At 32.2% G+C, this 19,588-nt stretch carries 10 protein-coding genes and 3 pseudogenes; 7 read left to right on the top strand and 6 right to left on the bottom strand.

Translation table 11 applies throughout. The features are described from left to right. Positions 1 to 339 precede the first annotated feature (339 nt). Positions 340 to 1,293 carry a D-alanine--D-alanine ligase gene (locus tag AB3210_RS03030; RefSeq protein ID WP_052264848.1) on the top strand — a complete coding sequence of 318 codons (954 nt, stop codon included), beginning with the start codon at positions 340 to 342 and terminating at the stop codon, positions 1,291 to 1,293. Continuing rightward, entirely contained in the window at positions 1,274 to 2,032 is a 759-nt protein-coding gene (locus tag AB3210_RS03025; RefSeq protein WP_096097266.1) for a cell division protein FtsQ/DivIB, read from the top strand. The genes AB3210_RS03030 and AB3210_RS03025 overlap by 20 nt, the downstream gene beginning before the upstream one ends. A 133-nt stretch (positions 2,033 to 2,165) precedes the next feature. Here the strand turns inward: AB3210_RS03025 and AB3210_RS03020 are convergent, their stop codons facing one another. After that, positions 2,166 to 5,600 (bottom strand): ankyrin repeat domain-containing protein, encoded by a 3,435-nt coding sequence (locus AB3210_RS03020; RefSeq protein ID WP_230609088.1) that lies wholly within the window; start codon positions 5,598 to 5,600, stop codon positions 2,166 to 2,168. Positions 5,601 to 6,344: 744 nt separating this feature from the next. Then, positions 6,345 to 6,763, bottom strand: a pseudogene (gene tnpA / locus AB3210_RS03015) (IS200/IS605 family transposase). A gap of 127 nt (positions 6,764 to 6,890) precedes the next feature. Between tnpA (AB3210_RS03015) and AB3210_RS03010 the strand changes: the two are divergent. Then, positions 6,891 to 7,484: a hypothetical protein gene (locus AB3210_RS03010; RefSeq protein ID WP_230609086.1), complete on the top strand. Its 594-nt coding sequence runs from the start codon at positions 6,891 to 6,893 to the stop codon at positions 7,482 to 7,484. 104 nt (positions 7,485 to 7,588) lie between these two features. Here the strand turns inward: AB3210_RS03010 and ligA are convergent, their stop codons facing one another. Continuing rightward, positions 7,589 to 9,544: an NAD-dependent DNA ligase LigA gene (gene ligA / locus AB3210_RS03005; RefSeq protein WP_007301909.1), complete on the bottom strand. Its 1,956-nt coding sequence runs from the start codon at positions 9,542 to 9,544 to the stop codon at positions 7,589 to 7,591. Positions 9,545 to 9,698: 154 nt separating this feature from the next. Between ligA and AB3210_RS03000 the strand changes: the two genes are divergently transcribed. Continuing rightward, complete coding sequence (locus tag AB3210_RS03000) at positions 9,699 to 9,983, top strand: hypothetical protein (protein WP_096097260.1); 285 nt, start codon at positions 9,699 to 9,701, stop codon at positions 9,981 to 9,983. On the opposite strand, the pseudogene tnpA (AB3210_RS02995) reads toward AB3210_RS03000, so the two are convergent. Continuing rightward, a pseudogene (gene tnpA, locus AB3210_RS02995) lies at positions 9,980 to 10,398 on the bottom strand (IS200/IS605 family transposase). The gene AB3210_RS03000 and the pseudogene tnpA (AB3210_RS02995) overlap by 4 nt on opposite strands. Before the next feature lie 634 nt (positions 10,399 to 11,032). Between tnpA (AB3210_RS02995) and AB3210_RS02990 the strand changes: the two are divergent. Then, on the top strand, positions 11,033 to 11,203 hold the full coding sequence (locus AB3210_RS02990) for a hypothetical protein (RefSeq protein ID WP_264953188.1): 171 nt from the start codon (positions 11,033 to 11,035) through the stop codon (positions 11,201 to 11,203). On the opposite strand, the pseudogene AB3210_RS02985 reads toward AB3210_RS02990, so the two are convergent. Then, a pseudogene (locus tag AB3210_RS02985) lies at positions 11,198 to 11,882 on the bottom strand (IS6 family transposase). The gene AB3210_RS02990 and the pseudogene AB3210_RS02985 overlap by 6 nt on opposite strands. A 101-nt stretch (positions 11,883 to 11,983) precedes the next feature. Beyond that, positions 11,984 to 16,336 carry a DEAD/DEAH box helicase family protein gene (locus AB3210_RS02980; RefSeq protein ID WP_264953190.1) on the bottom strand — a complete coding sequence of 1,451 codons (4,353 nt, stop codon included), beginning with the start codon at positions 16,334 to 16,336 and terminating at the stop codon, positions 11,984 to 11,986. 282 nt (positions 16,337 to 16,618) lie between these two features. Between AB3210_RS02980 and AB3210_RS02975 the strand changes: the two genes are divergently transcribed. Together AB3210_RS02975 and AB3210_RS02970 are read left to right on the top strand one after the other, a co-directional pair. Then, positions 16,619 to 17,329 (top strand): hypothetical protein, encoded by a 711-nt coding sequence (locus tag AB3210_RS02975; RefSeq protein WP_264953192.1) that lies wholly within the window; start codon positions 16,619 to 16,621, stop codon positions 17,327 to 17,329. 673 nt (positions 17,330 to 18,002) lie between these two features. Continuing rightward, the gene (locus tag AB3210_RS02970; protein WP_211908113.1) at positions 18,003 to 19,538 is read left to right on the top strand and encodes an ankyrin repeat domain-containing protein; all 1,536 of its coding nucleotides are present in this window, start codon (positions 18,003 to 18,005) and stop codon (positions 19,536 to 19,538) included. Positions 19,539 to 19,588: the final 50 nt, after the last annotated feature.

The raw sequence follows: 19,588 nt of genomic DNA, 5'->3' as shown, positions 1-19,588 counted from the left end.
TAAGCAGCCCACTCAAGAATTAGCAGAAAGACTATTTAATAGATCATGAAATGGAACTATCTGTAGTTGCTGATCAATATGACATTGAAGGTGTAGAAACAGTTGATTACAAAGATGTAAAGTGGAAATCAAGTGGATTACAAAATTAAATTTTTAAAGAATATTACTGAAAAAGATCTTCCAGTTTTACTTGCAATCTGGTGTCTGATCATAAAGGAACCAGTTTGCATGACACCATCTGCAAGTTTCAATATCTGTACAGCTGTGGAATTTTTCAAAGCGTTTTTTCTATTGAAGATAAAAGTATCTTTTATATATGATATATAGCAAAATATTAGGGTGCTTATGGTTCCAAATATAGCAATTTTAAGTGGTGGATTTTCTTGCGAAAGAGAAATATCGCTTATGAGCGGAAAAGCAGTAAAGAAGGCGCTTGATAGCCTTTCATATAATGCAATAGAAATAGATGTTGATAGCAATATTGCTCAAAAGCTTAAAAAAACTAATCCCGCTCTTGCTTTTATTGCTCTACATGGACCTTATGGTGAAGATGGCTGTATTCAAGGTTTACTGGAGATTTTAGGTATAAAATATACACACTCAGAAGTTATGGCTTCGGCTGTTGCTATGAATAAAGTGATGTCAAAGCATATATTCCATTCTCTTAATATCGACACTCCAAGAGGTTATGTAATTAGTCGAGAAGATGTGCTAAAAAATAATATTAAAGTTGATTATCCGTACGTCTTAAAACCGATTAACGAAGGCTCAAGCATTGGAGTACACATGATTTTCTCACATGAGGATTACTTAGAGCTGAAAAATAACAGTTCTACTATAATGGAAAAGATGATCATAGAAGAATACATACCGGGTATAGAGTTACATACTGCTGTGTTGCTGAATGAAGCAATTGGCACTATGGAAATACGACCAAAAAATAAATTCTATGATTATGAAGCAAAGTATACAGATGGATTTGCAGAACATATATTTCCTGCTAAAATTCCTGACAACATATATAGAATGACCTTGGAACACGCACTAAAAGTTCATCAATTTTTAGGATGCAAAACTGTTTCCCGCTCAGACTTCCGTTATAATCCCCAAAATAACACTTTAAAAATGCTTGAGATTAATACACATCCTGGCTTTACTGAATTATCGTTAGTACCAGAAATTGCAAAATTGACAAAAGGAATTGATTTTAATGAATTAATTAAAATTATTGTCAAAGACAGTTTACACCACAAGAATATTAGAGATCAAGCCGATGTTGAACAATGTTACTAGAAGCCAAAGGAGTTTTTTGCGCAAGTGTGCTTTCATGATTATAACTGCACTTTTCCTTACACTAGTACTTTATAGTTCACTTGATAAAATAACAAATCGATTCAATTACTACTTTACTTGGTGTAACGATCGCTTATCGAGCTTATTAATTAGCAATGGATTTTCAATCGACAAAGTAACCGTTACTGGAAACAAATTTACAAATGAACAGGACATTCTAAGTTTAGTAGATAGAACACAACCTATCATGTATGTATCACTCTCAAAACTAACAGATAATATACAATCTGTAAGCGAATGGATAAAACATGTAAGAATTTATAGGATTTTACCCAACACCTTACGCATTGATGTAAATGAACACAAACCTTTTGCTCTTTGGAAAGATGATAACAGGACTTCAGTAATTGACTCTGAAGGTAAAGTAATCGTAGATGATTACCAGATAGATAACCTCGTTATAATCAAAGGACAAAATTCGTTATCAAATCTAAAATTCATTAAAGATATACTAGAGAGAAAAACTCAATTAAGTGATCATATTTCTTCTTGTATTTATGTAGGAAATAGAAGATGGAATATCATACTCGATGACAGTTCCACAGTAAAATTGCCTGAAGATAATCCTTATAGCGCATGGGATTATTTAAGCCACTTGCAAAATACAACCGACTTTACTTTTAGCAATTGGAGCATAATTGATATGCGTGTTGCTGATAAGATCTTTGTGAAGAAGTGATCTGCTCGGTGCTCCTTTTCATTTCATGCAAGTAGCCCTTTCTCTGTCATCCGAGTAGCTTAAAACTGGAATCCAGATTGCAAGTAATTGATTGGGTTGGGTGAGTATGGGTTTTGCATTATAGAAGGAAGCATTAACCATTACTAAACAAAAAGCCTTGATCTGGAGTAGAATGTTTTAAAACAGAAACATCACAAAGATCTCTCTTAGACTGAGAGTTTTCTTTAGCATGTTTGAGTCGTTTAAATATTTCAGTGTCTGTACCTATATTCTTCTTAGCATAAGCATATAAAAGATCTAATAACTTTCCACCAGCTTGAATAGCAATTTCAATAGTCGTATTTTCATTATTACCATCTGGAGAGTAGTTTAAGCTTGGTTTGAAACCATGTTTATTTTTTGATTCCAGTAATTCTTCTATCTCTACAAGCAATTCATCTAGCTTACCCTTATCCTTTTCATTTGATGCTTCTTTTACCTTTTGAAACAAATTATAATCCTGTCGCAATTTTTGAGAAAATTTTTCTTTGCCTTCTTTATTTTCCTTGTTAATAGATGCAGCTTTTATAGAACCAACATTAATATTTGGGTCAGCAAGCAGAAGATCAACTATATCTGTGTGACCCTTTTCTGCTGCAGAATGTAAAGAAGTAAGACCTTTTTGAGTCATAGCATTAACATCAGCTCCATGATTCAGAAGCAGTTTAACTACATTCCTCTTACCTCTATACGATGCAATATGTAAAGAAGTCATATTGTGCATGCACTTAGCGTTGACATCAGCTTTCTTGGACTCTAGAAGATCTTTTACTATCTCAGCTCGACCATTTGCTGCTGCCAAATATAAAGGAGTCATCTTTGCCAGATCCTTAGCGTTAACATCAGTTTTATCGAAATCTAGAAGAATTGTAATTATAGTTTGATGATTTTCTCGCACCGCCAAATGTAAAGGAGTATACTCCATATCATTCCGAGTATTAACATCAGCTCCATGCTTTAGAAGAAATTTTACTAGACTTGTACAACCTTTTTCTACTGCTTGTAAGAAAATAATATTTTCCTTTCCAGCCAAAAAGTTAGAGTTTTTCGAAGCATCTTTATTTTTGATTAATAACTCAATTATTTTAAAACTATTTTTTTCTAAAGCTAAAATGAATATTTCTTCTTCACTATATTGGGATATATCCATTCTTTTAAATTGTGTTATATTATCTTTACATATTACATTCAGTAACTCCTTATTTTTCTTTAATGGTTCCTTCTCCTGATCATTACCTTGGTTCTGTTCACGCTTTTCATTATGAGGCTTTTTGCTATTGTGTTTTCTATTAGTACTATCTTCTAAAGAAAGCTGTGGTTTTACCCCTTGAACTTGATGATATTTTTTAGCTTTCTTCTTTTTATTTTGATTATTTTCATTCTGAAGCTTGATAATATCATCATCTTTTCCTTCATGTTCTGAGCTTTGTGAAGACCTAGAACTTATATCACTCTCTAACACTGAATTTGTATACTTGTTCTTATCTAAGATCTGATTCTCTTCATGATACCCCTTAGCTCTCAATACATTCATAATCTCTTCAGCATACTCTTTTTTTCCTTCGTTTTGCAATTTTCTTGCTATAAGTTCTGCTTGTTGCTCTATGTTTCCTTTCTCTATTAACTCTAGTGCCTTATTTCTCCATTCTTCAGGACTAGATTCTTCTTGCTCAATATTTACATTACCTTCTTCCCTTGGCTCTATTATTTTCAATAAATTACTCTCATCATCTATAATATATACACTATCAACAGCACGAGTAACTCCAACATACAGAGCGTTCATATAAAATTTATATTTCTCCAAAGACTTATCTTTCTTATCCTTATTTCTTGAAGTGTTAACTTCCCTTTCGTTATATGAATCACGAATTCTATTAATAGTATTATCTATCTCCCCCTCACTTTTATTTGGACATGCTATATTCCATATTTCATTATAAGCTTTACATGATGTAAACTTGTAAAGAATCACATTTTTAAATTCCAAGCCTTTGGCTTCATGTATATTAAACACAAGTGGAGTATCAAATAACTGACGTGCACTTTTTTTACTTTCATCATCCAGAGCTAAAACAGCACAATTTATAGATTCATTTACTTTTTTTGCTATTTCTTCTTTTTTATCATCAATAATAAAGCCAACGTTCCCTTTGTTCTTAGTCTCACTCTTCATGAGAAAAGCGTTGTCTACTGTTATTTTATCTTCTGAAGCAAAACAATAATTCTTAAGATGTAGTATACGATTGGCAAATTCAATAACTTGCTCGCTATTACGATAATTTTTCTCAAGGGTATAAAAAACTTCTGACCCTTGGTCAACTATATATCTATTTTGACAAAGAAAAGATTTTAACTTGGATAAAGAGAAAAAACTAGGATGTATTACTTGATTAACATCACCACATAGTAAAAAGTTACTCTTATTCTCATCTTTTAAACTCTTTAACACCAGATCTAATGTGCTCTCAGTTAAATCCTGAACTTCATCTACAACAATCGCATCATACATTCCTTCTGTAATGCACTTATTAGTAACAAGATTAGGATCATAATACTCTGAATCTTTTTCTATAAACTTCCTGTACTCTTTAAAAAAATCATAAACACTGTTCCTTTCGTCTACAGAAAACATAGATTGTCTGTCTCCTAATTTAGCATACCTATCTTTTCCATCTTCTCCTAATAAGCTTCTTCCACCTATCACAGCTGTAAATTCTTCGAATATTTTATCTCCGTCTTTTTTATACTTTTTAAATTTATCTTTTTTGCATATTTCGTTGAACCATAAAAAAAACTTACTTCTATTGATTGGCTTCTTTCTTTTTATATCTTCTGCTTGCTTTTCAAGAAACTCATGAAGAGATAAGAAATCAATTTCTTCTGGAGCAGCAATCTTGAACTCATCATCGTAGTATTCGTATTCAAGTAACTTTTTCGATTCTTTTACAAGATTTTCGGATTTGGTAATATATAGAATTTTTCCTCCCTCAAACTTCTCTTTTATCCTTTTTAGGCTCTCTAAAGCCACTGATGTCTTTCCACTTCCAGCAGCTCCATTGATAACTAAAGGTAATTTAACCCTTTCAACTATATCTTCTTGCTTTGCACTAAAAGTAATAAATTTACCGAGATAACTAACTTGTGGAGCATCTTCAATCTCCAATGTACTTACATTATCAGAAATTTCTTCATTGTTTTTATCTACTATTTCTATGTTTTTTATTTTTTCTCTATTTGTTAAAAATTTAGACTTATGATAATCATGATTCAGAATTACTTCTAAAATAACAAAAGCATCTTTGTTATCAATCTTTATACCTGTAAAGAGTAATCTGTCACTATCACTTAATTTAGCTCGAAAATATTCAATATTCCCATCACCTTTTATTAACTTTATATTCCCTTGGCTTGTACTGTTATTTTCCTCTAAATCTTTAATTATTTCATTAAACTTTCCCCTTAAAGGAGTTTTACCATTATCTAAAGCCTCATCATTAAACTTCTCATAAAACAATACAATACTCATAACTTCTCTTAATTACTTAATTATATTAAGAGTATAATAATATTATTAATATGTCAATATTTCTATTATTATATTAACCTATATTATTTATTAATACGTAATTCTTATCTCATCATTAAATAAGTAATACTGCAAAGTTGTGGAATAAAAGTTAATGAATTTACTTTTTAGGCAGAGCTCTAATATTATAGATCTTTAGTAGTATAATCTTCCCATTTGTCCACTCTGGGCCATGTACGATTAGTAGAAGAAAATAAATTTATACTCATTCAGTATTAAACAACTTAAGTAATTTGGTCACTTCCAGCACCCAAAACCAGTTAGTGTGAAAACATTTTTTTTAGAATCAATTGGTGTACCATATAAACTTTTCAATATAGTGATTTTGCTATACCATGAAATCAGCTATATTGGTTTACTTTCACTAAATTTACATATGAACCAATTTGCCTAACTTTGTTGCAATGATTTTAGGCTTCCATTTTTACAACCATATTTTTATAGGCTTGTTTTCATAAAGGTAGGTACTTTTTTTGCGTTTTTGGAAAAATGAACATTAAAGATTTTTATGATTCTAATTTGCAGTATGTTTCTGAAACTAAAGTGAATATTAATAATCCTATATAAAATATAAAAAAATACATAATTCTTGATTTTCTCATAGATATAGTTAATAATTAAGCTATATTATTTTATTCAACCACTATGGATTAAAATCCAAAGATTGAGAGAGAGCATAGAATGCTAACTTTCGACTTGAAAGTCACCAAATTTATCTTCTTTTTTAGAGTGATTTTCAATATAATTTTTTATCATTTCGTCAGTTACATTTCCGCTAGTCCTGACAAAGTAGCCTACTGCCCACAACCCAGTATCTCTTTTTTAGCTCTGGAAAGTTTTGCTGGATTTTTCTGGAACTTTTTCCTTTTATTAACTGCACTAACTTACTAATACTTAAGTATGGGGGTACAGAAACGTATACGTGTACATGACTTGACGCAACTCTACCTCTGATAATTTCTACTTGATTATTTGCACATACTTCTTGTACAACTTCTTTAGCTTTCTTTCCAATATCTCCAACTAGTACTGGATATCGATATTTTGTTATCCACACTATGTGATATATATACAGAGTGACTGCTTTTTCTATAATATTCCACATTCTTTCAGATTTTTCACCTTAAAATTATATTCTTAAAAGGATGGACTTCAAGTCCAGGGTTTTTCTCCCAAATTTGGGACAATAAAATAGAAAAACAAGAAAAATCTGCTAAATATAAGTGGTGGGTGGAGCTGAAAAAATATCTTGCAAAGCTGAACAAGCATTATCCAGAAGAAAGAATTATTCAATATTCCAATCAAGAGCTAAATGATTTACAAAAATTAAAAGAAATAGTAAATAAGTTTATTGAAGCTTCTGATTATCAGAATAAGCTGTGCCAAGATGAAAATTATCCAGCTCTTTCTTATTATAATACAGAAATAGACTTGGAAAGGTTAGAGCAAATAACACGTAAGTTTATTAACGATTCTGGTCACATATCAGAAAAGGAGGTGTTAAAGCAAAAAAAGCTTCAAATACCTTTACCAGGGGAAAAGCAATTGGTAGAAAATTTGAGAAAATTAGAAAAAAGAATATCTACTTTCATTCAATCTGTTTATGAAAAAACTGCACATGATGAGCAATATCCAGGCTTTGTTCGGTCCCCTAAAAAGAAAGACTTTATGATACTAGCACAAATAATACATGAGTTGTTTCTTGAGAAAGATGATTTCGAATCTGTAGATAAGGAAGAATTACCTAGTCCATATTTAGAAAAAGTTAAAGAGAAATCATATATTAGAGGGGTGCTTAGCTATTTAACTTGCTTTGTTGCATAACTGTTTATAAAGAGCAAGGAGTGTTCAATTGTATTAAATAAGAGTCTGATATTAGTTTTCAATTCTTCTATCAGTTAATTCATTCCCGTCAGATTAAGTTGTGTTTAGCACAATCTGTTCCACTGTTCTTCATCTAAAATTTCCACACCCAATTCCATTGCTTTTTTATATTTTGAACCTGGATCTTCTCCTGCAATTAAATAGTCAGTTTTAGTAGAAAGGCTTGAACTGATCTTTGCCCCTAAAACTTTAGCTCTTACTTTTGCCTCCCCTCTACTCATAGCACGTAGCTTACCAGTAAACACTATAATTTTGTTATTCAAAAAAGAATCGCTAGAGTTGGAGCTCACAGGAAGAATTTGCAGATATGCAGTAAGATCATTTAACATTTTAATGTTACGTTCCTGAGAAAAAAACGATTTTAAAGATTCAGCTACTTTTTCTCCTATACCATCTATACCTACCAACTCAACATCATTTGATGACATCGAATTATACCAGTTATCATAAGATACATAATAATTTGCGAGCAATTCTGCTACAACTTGGCCGATAAATCTGATACCCAAAGAAAATATGAACCTATCTAGAGAGATTACTCTTCTGCTTTGTATAGCACTTAATAGATTAGCTATTGACTTCTCGCCCCAACCATGATGCTCTTTTAAGGAAAACTCTTTTAATCTTTCCTCTAAAATAAAAATGTCTGGAATTTGTCTTATTAGTTCCAGATCATAAAAAAACTTTATTTGTTTTTCACCAAGGCCAACAATGTCAAATGCATCTTTTGACACAAAATGTTTTAGTTTTTCTACTATTTGAGCCTTGCAATTAAATTCTTCAGGACATCTTACTGCCACTCCTTCAATCTGCACTTTACTACCACATTCAGGACATATGTCAGGAAAAACAAATTCAGGCATATTTGTATGACGAGAACCTTCATCTACTTTGACAATTTGAGGAATTACATCTCCAGCTCTTTTAATTGTTACAACATCTCCTTCTCTTATATCTTTACGTTTTATCTCATCTTGGTTATGTAGACTTGCTCTGCTAACTAGCACTCCGCCAATATTAACTGGTACCAAATCTGCAACTGGAGTTAAAACCCCCGTTCTACCCACCTGTATAAATATTTTATTTAACTTTGTCTTCGCATAAATCGCAGAAAACTTATATGCAAGCGCTGAGCGTGGCGCTTTGTGTGTACTTCCCAGACGACTTTGTAGCACCAAATCATTCACTTTATAGACTATCCCATCGATATCATAATCCAAGTTATAACGACAATCATAGATCTCGTTATAGAACTTTAGCATTCCATTCAAACTACTTGTTAAGGAACGATGCTCATTTACGCAAAAACCAAGTTTCTCAAGTTTTTCTAGTACTTCACTTTGACTTTTCTCTATTCCACCAATTAAAGAATAAGCAAAATATCTAAGAGGCCTTTTTGCTGTAATGTTCGCATTCAATTGCTTTAAAGAACCAGCAGCTGCATTTCGAGGATTAGCGAATTCATTATTTTCATTTAACTTTAAAAAGTCGCTGTTACTGATATATATTTCACCCCTTACTTCTAGTCTTCCTTGCACATCTTGTAAAAACTTAGGAAAGCCTTTTATTGTTGCAACATTGTGAGTTACATCCTCTCCTACAAAACCGTCACCTCGAGTTGCAGCTTTAACAAATTTCCCATCTTCATAAATTGCAGAAAATGACAATCCATCAATTTTTGGCTCACATAATATCTCTATTTCATCTGCAATTAAAAATCTCTTTATTTTAGACAAAAATTTTTCTACACCTTGTTCATCATAAGCATTCTCAAGAGAAAGCATAGGTTCTTGATGTTCCACCTTAGAAAATCTCTCATCAGGCGGAGCACCAACACTATCTTGTGTTGCATAAGCTTCTGGCTCTATTGCAGCTAACTTTTTTTTCAGTTCATCATATTCAGCATCACTTATCTCTGGCTTACTTTTTTGATAATATAAGATATTATGATAATTAATTTGATTTTGCAGTTTTTCTCTCATCTTTTCCAAGTCAGTCATGATACCAATATAATGCTCTTTGCCGTCAAGTCATGAATTTTTTCAAAAGGTACTATAAATTTATACTACTGCCCTGAAAAGCAATACTAATATTAATATAATTTTTGTACTTGTATATTAATGTTAGTATAGTTTTTAAATTAAGGAGTACATTATGAAAGAATACAATTACAAAAATTTGGCTGACGAATCAAACTTCGGCTCTCAAGTGTATCGTGCAGGAATGTTTGATAAAATTCTTGGTATAAGCAAAACAGCAAAAGAAGCTGCGAATCAAGTAATATCTAAAATGGGTAACGATTTAAAACTAGAAGCTAGAAAAGCAGCTCAAGATGAAGTAAAAAAAATAGAAGGAAAAATGCTAACTTTAGCTGAAGAGAAAGCTATTCAACCACTATGGATTAAAATCCAAAGATTGAGAGAGAGCATAGAATGCTAACTTTCGACTTGAAAGTCACCAAATTTATCTTCTTTTTTAGAGTGATTTTCAATATAATTTTTTATCATTTCGTCAGTTACATTTCCGCTAGTCCTGACAAACTAGCCTACTGCCCACAACCCAGTATCTCTTTTTTAGCTCTGGAAAGTTTTGCTGGATTTTTCTGGAACTTTTTCCTTTTATTAACTGCATTAACTTACTAATACTTAAGTATGGGGGTACAGAAACGTATACGTGTACATGACTTGACGCAACTCTACCTCTGATAATTTCTACTTGATTATTTGCACATACTTCTTGTACAACTTCTTTAGCTTTCTTTCCAATATCTCCAACTAGTACTGGATATCGATATTTTGTTATCCACACTATGTGATATATATACAGAGTGACTGCTTTTTCTATAATATTCCACATTCTTTCAGATTTTTCACCTTAAAATTATATTCTTAAAAGGATGGACTTCAAGTCCAGGGTTTTTCTCCCAAATTTGGGACAATAAATTACATTAACTTAATATTATATACTATTAATAAATTAAATAGTATAGTCATTTCCAGAACCCAAAACTAGCTAGTGAGAGAAGAGTTTGTTTTGGGATGCGTTGGACTACCGCTAGATCCGTGCGAACTTTTCTTTATATCAATTTATTATATAGTAAAAGCAGCTATATTAGCCTACTTCAGCCATATTTACATGCGAACCAATTTACTTGGCTTTGTTGCAAAAATTTCAAGCTTCTATTTTCATAACGCAGCTTTTGCTTAAATTGTTCTCACAAATATACGATCTTTTTATGTTTTTTGGAGAAAGTAAATAATTCAATTCCTTATAACACTAATTAGTATGGTCTTTTCATTAAATTTATCCTTTCAAAAAGACTATGCTTTATTCACCTGCTTTAATGGTATTATAATATTTTACACCTAAACCTACTCTATAAAAATTCACAATACGAATTAGTAAATAGATTATATTCAAATTGATTGTATTTATGATATATAGCGCATACAATATATTACTTGTTTATTTTAGTAGGGGGTATAGGTATGTTTAGTTTTAAGCAGGTAGTACAATATAATTTATTTGGTAGTAACGACCTTGAAGGCAATTCATCTTGTGAATTTGAAGATTTTCCTGAAGAGGTATTTGAGAGGTTCTGTCGCATCTATAAATTGTGGTACAAGAAGATCGTTAAACTGGGATTATGGGAGTTATAGAGCAATTAGCATAGCAAAATTCTCAAAAGTAGAAACATTATCATTAGCCCCGATAATTTGTCTTTTTTGAATCATACGAATATTTTCTATGCCGGTAATGGTAATCTTTGCGGAGTGGAAGCTCTTAAAACCAAGCATTGGCTTTATTCGTTTTTTGATAAATCTATGATCTTGTTCGACAATATTATTTAGATATTTTATTTGAAAAACCATGATTCTACAATCTTCAGAAATTTCTGTATTCAAATCATCAAGAGCAGCAGTATTACTGCCGCTTTTATCAATTACTACTTTCCCAGGAAGGTTATTCTCTCTAAAGGCTTTACGAAAGAACGCAAGTGCCGCAGACTTGTCTCTACGAGCACACAACAGAAAGTCTACAGTATTACCAATAGTGCTCTGTATAGATAAACCCATTTGCCGTTTAATTTAACGTAGGTCTCTCCAGCTACTGCCAACCTGCTTCTTCCTTTTCCTTACCGCTTCATCTATCAGTGGTGATAACCCACCTTTGTAACGTAGCATGATCAATTTTTGCTCCCCTTATACTCAGCATTTCTTCCAAATCTCGATAGCTCAAAGAGAATCTACATTTCATATATACAGATAACATTATTATCTCTGCTGAAAAGCTAAATCCTTTGAAATATGGCAATAATTTTGAACTAATACGAAACATCTTTGCTTTTTTTTTAGATGATCATATCACTTCTTTTCTACTTTCCTACAAATGTTACATACCAGGATTTATAGATGCGACAGAACCCTTTTTCTTACCTCCTATAAACCTCTCGAAGTGTCTTTCAATTTTGCTATAGGATTAATAAACTCAGTGCTTGGTGAAATAATTTCTTCAGTAGTAAAAGGCTTAACGTTTTTCTCAAGATCATTTTTAACTTCATTTGCTTTATCAACAACACTATTGATAATTTTTTTATCTTCTTCTGAGCTTTGCTTATTTTTTGCTGCACGAGAAGAGTCACCAAGCAGTGGAGAGATAACATAATCTGCAGCTTCTTTTGCCAATTTTATATTTTCTCTTTGTGACAAAACCTTTAGCTCATTTAAGTCATTTTTACAAACACTTTTAGCTCTACCTTTTTGCCACTTTAAGTATAGATTTCTCCTACTTTGTAACTTCTCGTCCTCTATAACGTCAAATCTACTATTAACCCTATAATCCAATAACTTAGCAGGAATAATATCACCTTTGTACTCTTCTACTCTATAATAATGATTATTATACATTCCAATTCTTTCAATTATACTCTGCAAATAAGATTGCACCTGTTTTATGTCTCCTAAGTCATCTTTTGTGAATTGAAAAGATTTGTCTTTTAAATTTTTCCTGAATTTTTTCAAATTCTCCACTTTATTTTGATTGTTTTCTCCTGGATAAATCTGATCAAGTAACTTGAGTAAATAATCGCCTTTCATCAATGGTGATATTATTTTATCAAACAATTTAAGATGCACTGGATGTTTCAAACATGCATTAATATGCTCTAAGTAATTATTGAAGCTTTTAGTGTCAGCTTCGTCCTGTGTTTTTTCTTTCTGTTGATAAACTTCATTAAATTTCTGATTTAACAAATTAATCTCTTTAACATTTTTAACGCTATATTCTGCTATAATATGAGCATAAGTATCCACATTAGGATCACTTTTTAATCCATTAACTTTCTTTAAAAAACCATTATAAGTACTCCTTGTTTCCAAGTAATACTCGAAACGGATCAAAAGATACTTAGCTGTGATAAGAGCCTTATATAGTATTTTAATTATTTTTACGCCCAAAGTATCACTTCTTTTGTATGGAAAGAACAGTAGTTCATGTTCATCTAAATTTGGAGTGGCATCTTCTTCATTATCCCTTAACTCTTTTTCATAGTTATTAAGCTTTCTTCGTGCATGTTTTAATACACCAATAAATTCCTTCTTACTTTTATTTAAGTCATGCCCATTGGTATTATAAACTTCTATAAACAAATTTAAGGCAATTTGAATACTTTTATCAGCCAGATCGTCAATTCTTTTCAAGTTCTTTATTTCCTGATTAATATAATCTATTATCTCTGTTGCAAGCTTGTTTCCATAACCTTGTTGATTTGATAATCTTACTACTGATTTATTGTAAGCCTCAATATAATCTCCTTCTTTGAGTAGGTTTATGTCAAAGCTCAATTCACCACTCGAATAGCAAAAGAATGTAGAGTGCCTATTAGAATTTAGGCATCTAAGTCTACCTGGAGCTTGAATAAGTTGTGCAGGCTTGTTCAAGTCAGTAGATATTGGGTCTACTAGCATTCCAACATGTTGTAAATTGATATCATTGTATCCCTGTACCTTGGTAGGATTTACATCATTACCAACTAATCCCATGCGGCACAAAGCATGATAATAATTTTCTTCTTCTAATAGATTTTGATATAAATCTCCTAGCTCAGCTTCTGATAAATAGTCAATTGCTAACTGAGCCAACTGTTCCTGGTTTAAGTCTTTTAAAATTCCTTTTTTATGATGACTGATAGACCGATTATCCTTCTGAGTTCTTGCTTTCTTGAGTTTCTTAGCATGGTATGTATCTAGCTTCATTAGATCTTCATATATGCTTTGATTATCACTCGAGCACAATTTCTCTCTTACAAGCTCTAATTCTTCTAATGGTTGGCCACTTATATAGTCTGAAAGCTTACTCTTAAGATCTTCTACAGATAAATTGCCTGAGCGATTTAAATTTTCTAATTTTACTTTGTGCTTATTTTCGTAACAAAAATCTTGTAGTGCTATTAATGGATGTTCTCTTTCATTACAAGAATACGAAGGTGTGGGCCACCAATCATAAAACAACTTACTACCATTTTCTAATGTCATTCCAAGCACTGCACCAAGATCTTCAAGTAGTTTTTTCTCATTTCCTCCTAGAGGTGTAGATCTTGCGAGCTCATCTTGTTCTTTATCACTCAACCCTCTTAAAGAATTCATAAACTTTCTTCTTTCAGCAGATGCTTCTTTTCCCAGTTCACATAAGTCATCTATTTTACTTTCTTCTACTCCATAATATTCAAGATAATCTCTCACTACAGAGTAATTGCCTCTACTTAGCAAAGCTACCAGCTTTTCAGGAATTTGTTCTAATTCTTTAGATGACATCAAGAGGTGAAGTTTTTTATCTTGGTTCCAATTTCTTATTAACCTTATAAACAAATCAGAGCCTTTATTTTCCTTTAGAACATTAATTACAGATTGCATTTGCTGAACAAGCTCTTTCTTTAATTTATCGCTTTGAACACCTTGATCTTTAACATATATTTCTAAATCATGAGTATTATCTAACGCCGCTTTAACTTCTCCAGCTAAGCCTTTCAAATCTGCACACCTCTTTTCATCAAGCTCGTGTCTGTTTAGACCAGTTAAGCATGAAAGTGTATTCTCAATTATTCCATGCATTACGCGAAATACAGAATAATCTGCAATGCCACTGAAATCATAATATTCTTTCACAATTTTTTCTGCTTTTTCTTTTGTAATATTGAACTGCTTAGCAACTTGCTCTGTTATGAGAGCAAACTTTTTTGACTGGGTTACTAACTTATAGCCCGGTTTAGGTTCGAACATTCGCTCTAAGAAATCATAAATCTTCGATTTACTAAACTTTGGTAAGGTTTCGTTTCTACCATATTGCAATATTTCTTTCAGGTTATCTATCTGCTTATTTGACTCAGCTAAAATCAACGCTGGTTCACCAATTACGCTTTGAACATTTCTATACAGATAATTCTCTACTTCTTCTTTTAACTCACCTTCTGTTAAAATTTTATCGCTATATTTATCTTTTTCTTCCTTCTTGAAATCTACATACTCTTCAACGCCATTAGAGTATTCCTTTGCTAGATTTTTACTTTTTACTTTTGTATGAACTTGTAGATTTAAATCTCCATACACACCTGACTTCATTTTATCTGTCAAAGAAAGAGTTTTAAGTAAACCATCATTTTCTCTAATATATTTATGAGTGCTTATTGAAGGCGTTGCACTTAAAAACAGCGTAGGCACAAGTGCAGACAAAAGCCCCATACGATATTTATACAACTCCTGCTCTGCCACTCGGTGCTCTTCATCAAAGGACAGAGATATAGATTTTTCAATATTTAGCTCAAATTCTTGACCATTAATTGTAACTTTACCACCTTGAATTTTATATTCTTTGTTATCAAACTGAATTTTATCCGCAAGAATCACAAAATCCTTACCATCTATATTTATTTTTCCATTTCTTATTTCAAATCTTTTGTCTCCAATGTTGAGAGCTTTTATAATACCAGGAAGCTGTCCAAGACCTATTGCCTCTAGAAATTGATTCCAATTTTTCATCAAGCTTTCGCTGCTCAATATAGAGCACCCTTTATCACCGCTTATCTCTTTCAACTCAATATCTTCAATATCGGAGTCAGATAATACTTTTTTCCAGTCATCGCGTTTCTGTGTTACAAGATCTTCATTAGGTGCTAGAGATATGTAAGGTACATCCATTAGCCTAGCAGGCAAATATTCAACAAGTAGTTCTATAAATGTTTTTCCAGTTCCTGTTGCAAGTGCAAACTCTTTAGTTGGACTCTTACCTTCTTTTAAGTGGTCTATTGTTTCTTTGATGTAAGATAAATGTTGTGGAAATATTACAATTTTACCAAGCCCACCTATTGTTGCACTTTTTTCTTTACCTTTGATTGTTACACTATAATGGTGATTACCTTTCTTATCTCTGCTGATTGTCGACTCATGCTGTGTGCACAAAGTAAGTAGATCTTTGTCAGTGTAATCTTTCGTATCTTTAATATCTACCGAAGAAGAAGCACTTTCATCAAATTTAACATTGTATGTACCTTCTTCCTTCTTCGTTAAAGTTACACCAATTTCTCTTTCACCTATTGTTACTTTATCATGTATTTCACCTTCATTGCTACTCAACAGACTTTCTATTTTTTCTTTAATGTCCTTTGCAACTTGAGAGGTTTTTCTATTTAATTCAATTGACAGCAAGACTCCCAAGTAAGTCTTTTCTAGCCCTTCTATATTTCTCTTTTTTGAATCGTTATCAAACTTTGTGAATATTTGCGCAGATGAATGTACCATGTTTTTACCTTTAAAATACAGTGTTAATATTCTAATAATATACGAGATTAGATAATTTATCAAGATATTTAATTAATAAATTACAAAATAATCATAAATTTTTCTATTATTTTTAAATGAATTAGTATTAACTCTTTAATGTACATTAGTAAAAACCAAAGATCGTGAAAATTGTTTTTCTTTGAATCTGCAGGTCTAGTTTATTAATTAATTTAAAGTATTGCATTATATATTTATTTATATTATTATTAAAATAATAAGTTAACTATATAGAGGTATATAATGAAAAATATATTTAATAAAGCTAATGCACCTTATCTTGTGAGTGGTGCTTTGGCTACTTCGGCTTTATTGGCATCAGGAGTGTTTACTGTGGCTCCTTACATTGGTTTTTTAGCTCCAGTTGCAGCTTTGAGTGTTGGTCTTCCACTTATTGTTGTTGCTGCTGTGTTTTCTTTTGTAACTATTGCATTTTCATGTGCTGCAATTAGTAAAAACAACACTATTGCTGAGAAAAAAGATCAACTTAATCAACAAAGTAATGAGATTGCTAGACTAAAAAAGCAACTTGATGAGAAAGAAATTGACGTACGAAATTACAAAAACTCAGAAGAAGGTAATTCTGCTTCTAGGTTAGCAAAAGCAGCAGTAGCAGGAACAATGGCAACAGGAGGAATAGTAGGAGTGATGTTAGGAGGAATAACAGGAGGGATTTTAGGAGCAATAGTAGGACAATCAATATTAGGAGTATATGTTGACAATTCTAAAGAAGGAGAAGCACGGAGAAAAGCGACTGTTGATAATGCTGTACATGTTTGGGATGTATCGCAATCGGCGTTTGGCGTTGTTAAAAGTAGTGTGAAATATACTTGTGGTAGCATTATTGAGTGTTCAAAAAGTAGCATTAACAGTGTAGGAACCGTCTTGAAAAGTGTTTGTAATGTCATTCCTCATTCCACAGCGAATTTAAATTTCTCTTCAATGATTGACTGATAAAAGTTAACTCTATTAGGGGAGAATGGCTGAAATTATTTTTTCCTTTGATGTTAAATCTCAAAAAAAACTGGCGTAAGTTTAGGCGGTGTTGTGTCTGAGCTTACGCACATGCTATATAATATTCTAAATCATATTATCCTTTTGGAATGCATGTAGGCTCCAGGTTATAACAAATGATCTCACCATTCCAAACAAATTATATTAACTTAATATTATTTATCATTAAAAACTCAAATAATATGATCACTTCCGGCAACCAAAACCAAGGACGGTGAGAAGTGTTTTTCTTGGAATCAATTGGTCTACCAAGTGTACCATACGAACTTTTTAATATAGTGATTTCATTATACGCTAAAACTAGCCACATTAGCACATTTCATCCATATCTACATACGAACTGTTTTGCCTAAGATTATGGAAATAATTTAAATTTTCTATTTTTATAACCCTATTTTACGTGGCTTGTTCTCGCAAATGTATGACCTTTTTTGAAGGAGTAAATAATTGAAATCCTTATGACACTAAGTTGAGTGTTTTTCTATCCAATTTGAAATAAAAGATATTTTTCTACACCTATATACAACAAATTTGCTGTTCTAAAAAATAAACTCTTGCTAATTATATCAAGTGTATAATAATCAAAACATGGATTTTTAGAGTGAGGTAAATTATGTATCCTAATGTACACGAAAGTAATGGTAATACTGAGTTACATTGTGCTGCTAAAGATGACAACTTAGAAGCAGTTCAAGCTTTACTAAACAAAGGTGCTGATGTTGAGGTACAAAACGACAATGGCGATACTGCTTTACATATAGCTGCTCAAGAAGGCCACTTAGAAGTAGTTCAATTTCTGTTAGAAAAAGGGGCTAGTGTTGGAGAACAAAATAGCGAAGGCTGCACTGCTCTTCATTGTGCTACTGAAAATGGTTGCTTAGCAGTAGTTAAGTACTTTATAAATGAAAAAAGAATCAATATTAACCAAAAGAACGATGATAATGACACTCCTTTACATATAGCTGCTGAAGATGGCCACTTAGAAGTAGTTCAATTTCTGTTAGAAAAAGGGGCTAGTGTTGAGGAACCAGGCAGCGAAGGATGTACTGCTTTGCATTATGCTGCTAGAGGAGGTCACTTAGGAATAGTTCAAGCTCTATTAGATAAAGATGCTGATATTGATGCACAAAACAACAATGGCGATACTGCTTTGCATCTTGCTGCTGAAAACGGTTGCTTAGCAATAGTTAAATACTTTGTAGACGAAAAAGGAATTAATATTAACCAAGAGAACGATGATAATGAAACTCCTTTGCATATTGCTGCTAGCGAGGGACGCTTAGAAGTAGTTAAATTTCTGTTGGAAAAAGGAGCCGTTTTTGAGGCAAAAGAAAATGATGACTTAACTGCTTTGCATTATGCTGCTACAAATAGTCACTTAGAAGTAGTTCAAGCTCTATTAGATAAAATGGATAATGCTGACATACTAAAGAAGAGTTTCAAATATGTCTTGCATATTGCTGCTCGAGAGGGTTACTTAAAAATAGTACAAGCTCTACTAGACAAAGGTGCTGATATTGATGCACAAAACAAGGATGGCGATACTGCTTTGAATGAAGCTGCTGGACGTGGTCATTTGCAAGTAGTTCAATGTCTGTTAGAAAAGGGTGCTAGTTTTGAAACACGAAACAACGAAGGCTGTACTGCTTTGCATATTGCTGCTGAAACTGGTCACTTAGAAGTAGTTCAAGCTCTGTTAGACAAAGGGGCTAACGTTGAAGCAAAAAGCAAAAATGGCAGTACTGCGTTGCATGAAGCTGCTAGAATGGGTCGCTCAGACATAGTTCAATATCTTGTAGAGGAAAAAAAGGCTACTATTGATGTAAAGGACGTTGATTGTAATACTCCCCTGGATTTAGCTGATAGAAGCGGCCACAAAAATATTGTTGAGTATCTTAATTTTCAAAAAAAGAAGCATTCTGAAACTTCAAGAGCAATAAAGACCGGTTTCTCTGTAGGTGTAATAGCCACGTTGACAGTAACCATTGGATGTATTGTTACTCATATAAGTTTATCAATATTAGTTATTGCTGCATTGATAGTTGGAGCCATTGCTAGTGGCATTACATATGCAATATTAAAGCCTAGTACTAAGCTAAATGAATATGAAATAGGGAGACAAAATTTACCAGAACCAGTTACACCTTAAGAGTAAGTGTTACATAGCTCTTGTTTTTTATGTCAAGTATATAATAATAA

The organism is Wolbachia endosymbiont (group B) of Scrobipalpa ocellatella (assembly GCF_964188425.1).
Taxonomy (GTDB): domain Bacteria; phylum Pseudomonadota; class Alphaproteobacteria; order Rickettsiales; family Anaplasmataceae; genus Wolbachia.
The sequence above is the reverse complement of the archived record's forward strand: the minus strand, read 5'-3'. Positions and strand labels throughout refer to the sequence as shown.

Bases quoted from the DNA above. Each gene is read 5' to 3' on its own strand.
- AB3210_RS03025 (WP_096097266.1), top strand. From the start codon at position 1,274: ATGTTGAACAATGTTACTAGAAGCCAAAGGAGTTTTTTGCGCAAGTGT.
- AB3210_RS02970 (WP_211908113.1), top strand. From the start codon at position 18,003: ATGTATCCTAATGTACACGAAAGTAATGGTAATACTGAGTTACATTGT.
- ligA (WP_007301909.1), bottom strand. From the start codon at position 9,544: ATGACTGACTTGGAAAAGATGAGAGAAAAACTGCAAAATCAAATTAAT.
- AB3210_RS03020 (WP_230609088.1), bottom strand. From the start codon at position 5,600: ATGAGTATTGTATTGTTTTATGAGAAGTTTAATGATGAGGCTTTAGAT.
- AB3210_RS02980 (WP_264953190.1), bottom strand. From the start codon at position 16,336: ATGGTACATTCATCTGCGCAAATATTCACAAAGTTTGATAACGATTCA.
- AB3210_RS03000 (WP_096097260.1), top strand. From the start codon at position 9,699: ATGAAAGAATACAATTACAAAAATTTGGCTGACGAATCAAACTTCGGC.
- AB3210_RS02990 (WP_264953188.1), top strand. From the start codon at position 11,033: ATGTTTAGTTTTAAGCAGGTAGTACAATATAATTTATTTGGTAGTAAC.
- AB3210_RS02975 (WP_264953192.1), top strand. From the start codon at position 16,619: ATGAAAAATATATTTAATAAAGCTAATGCACCTTATCTTGTGAGTGGT.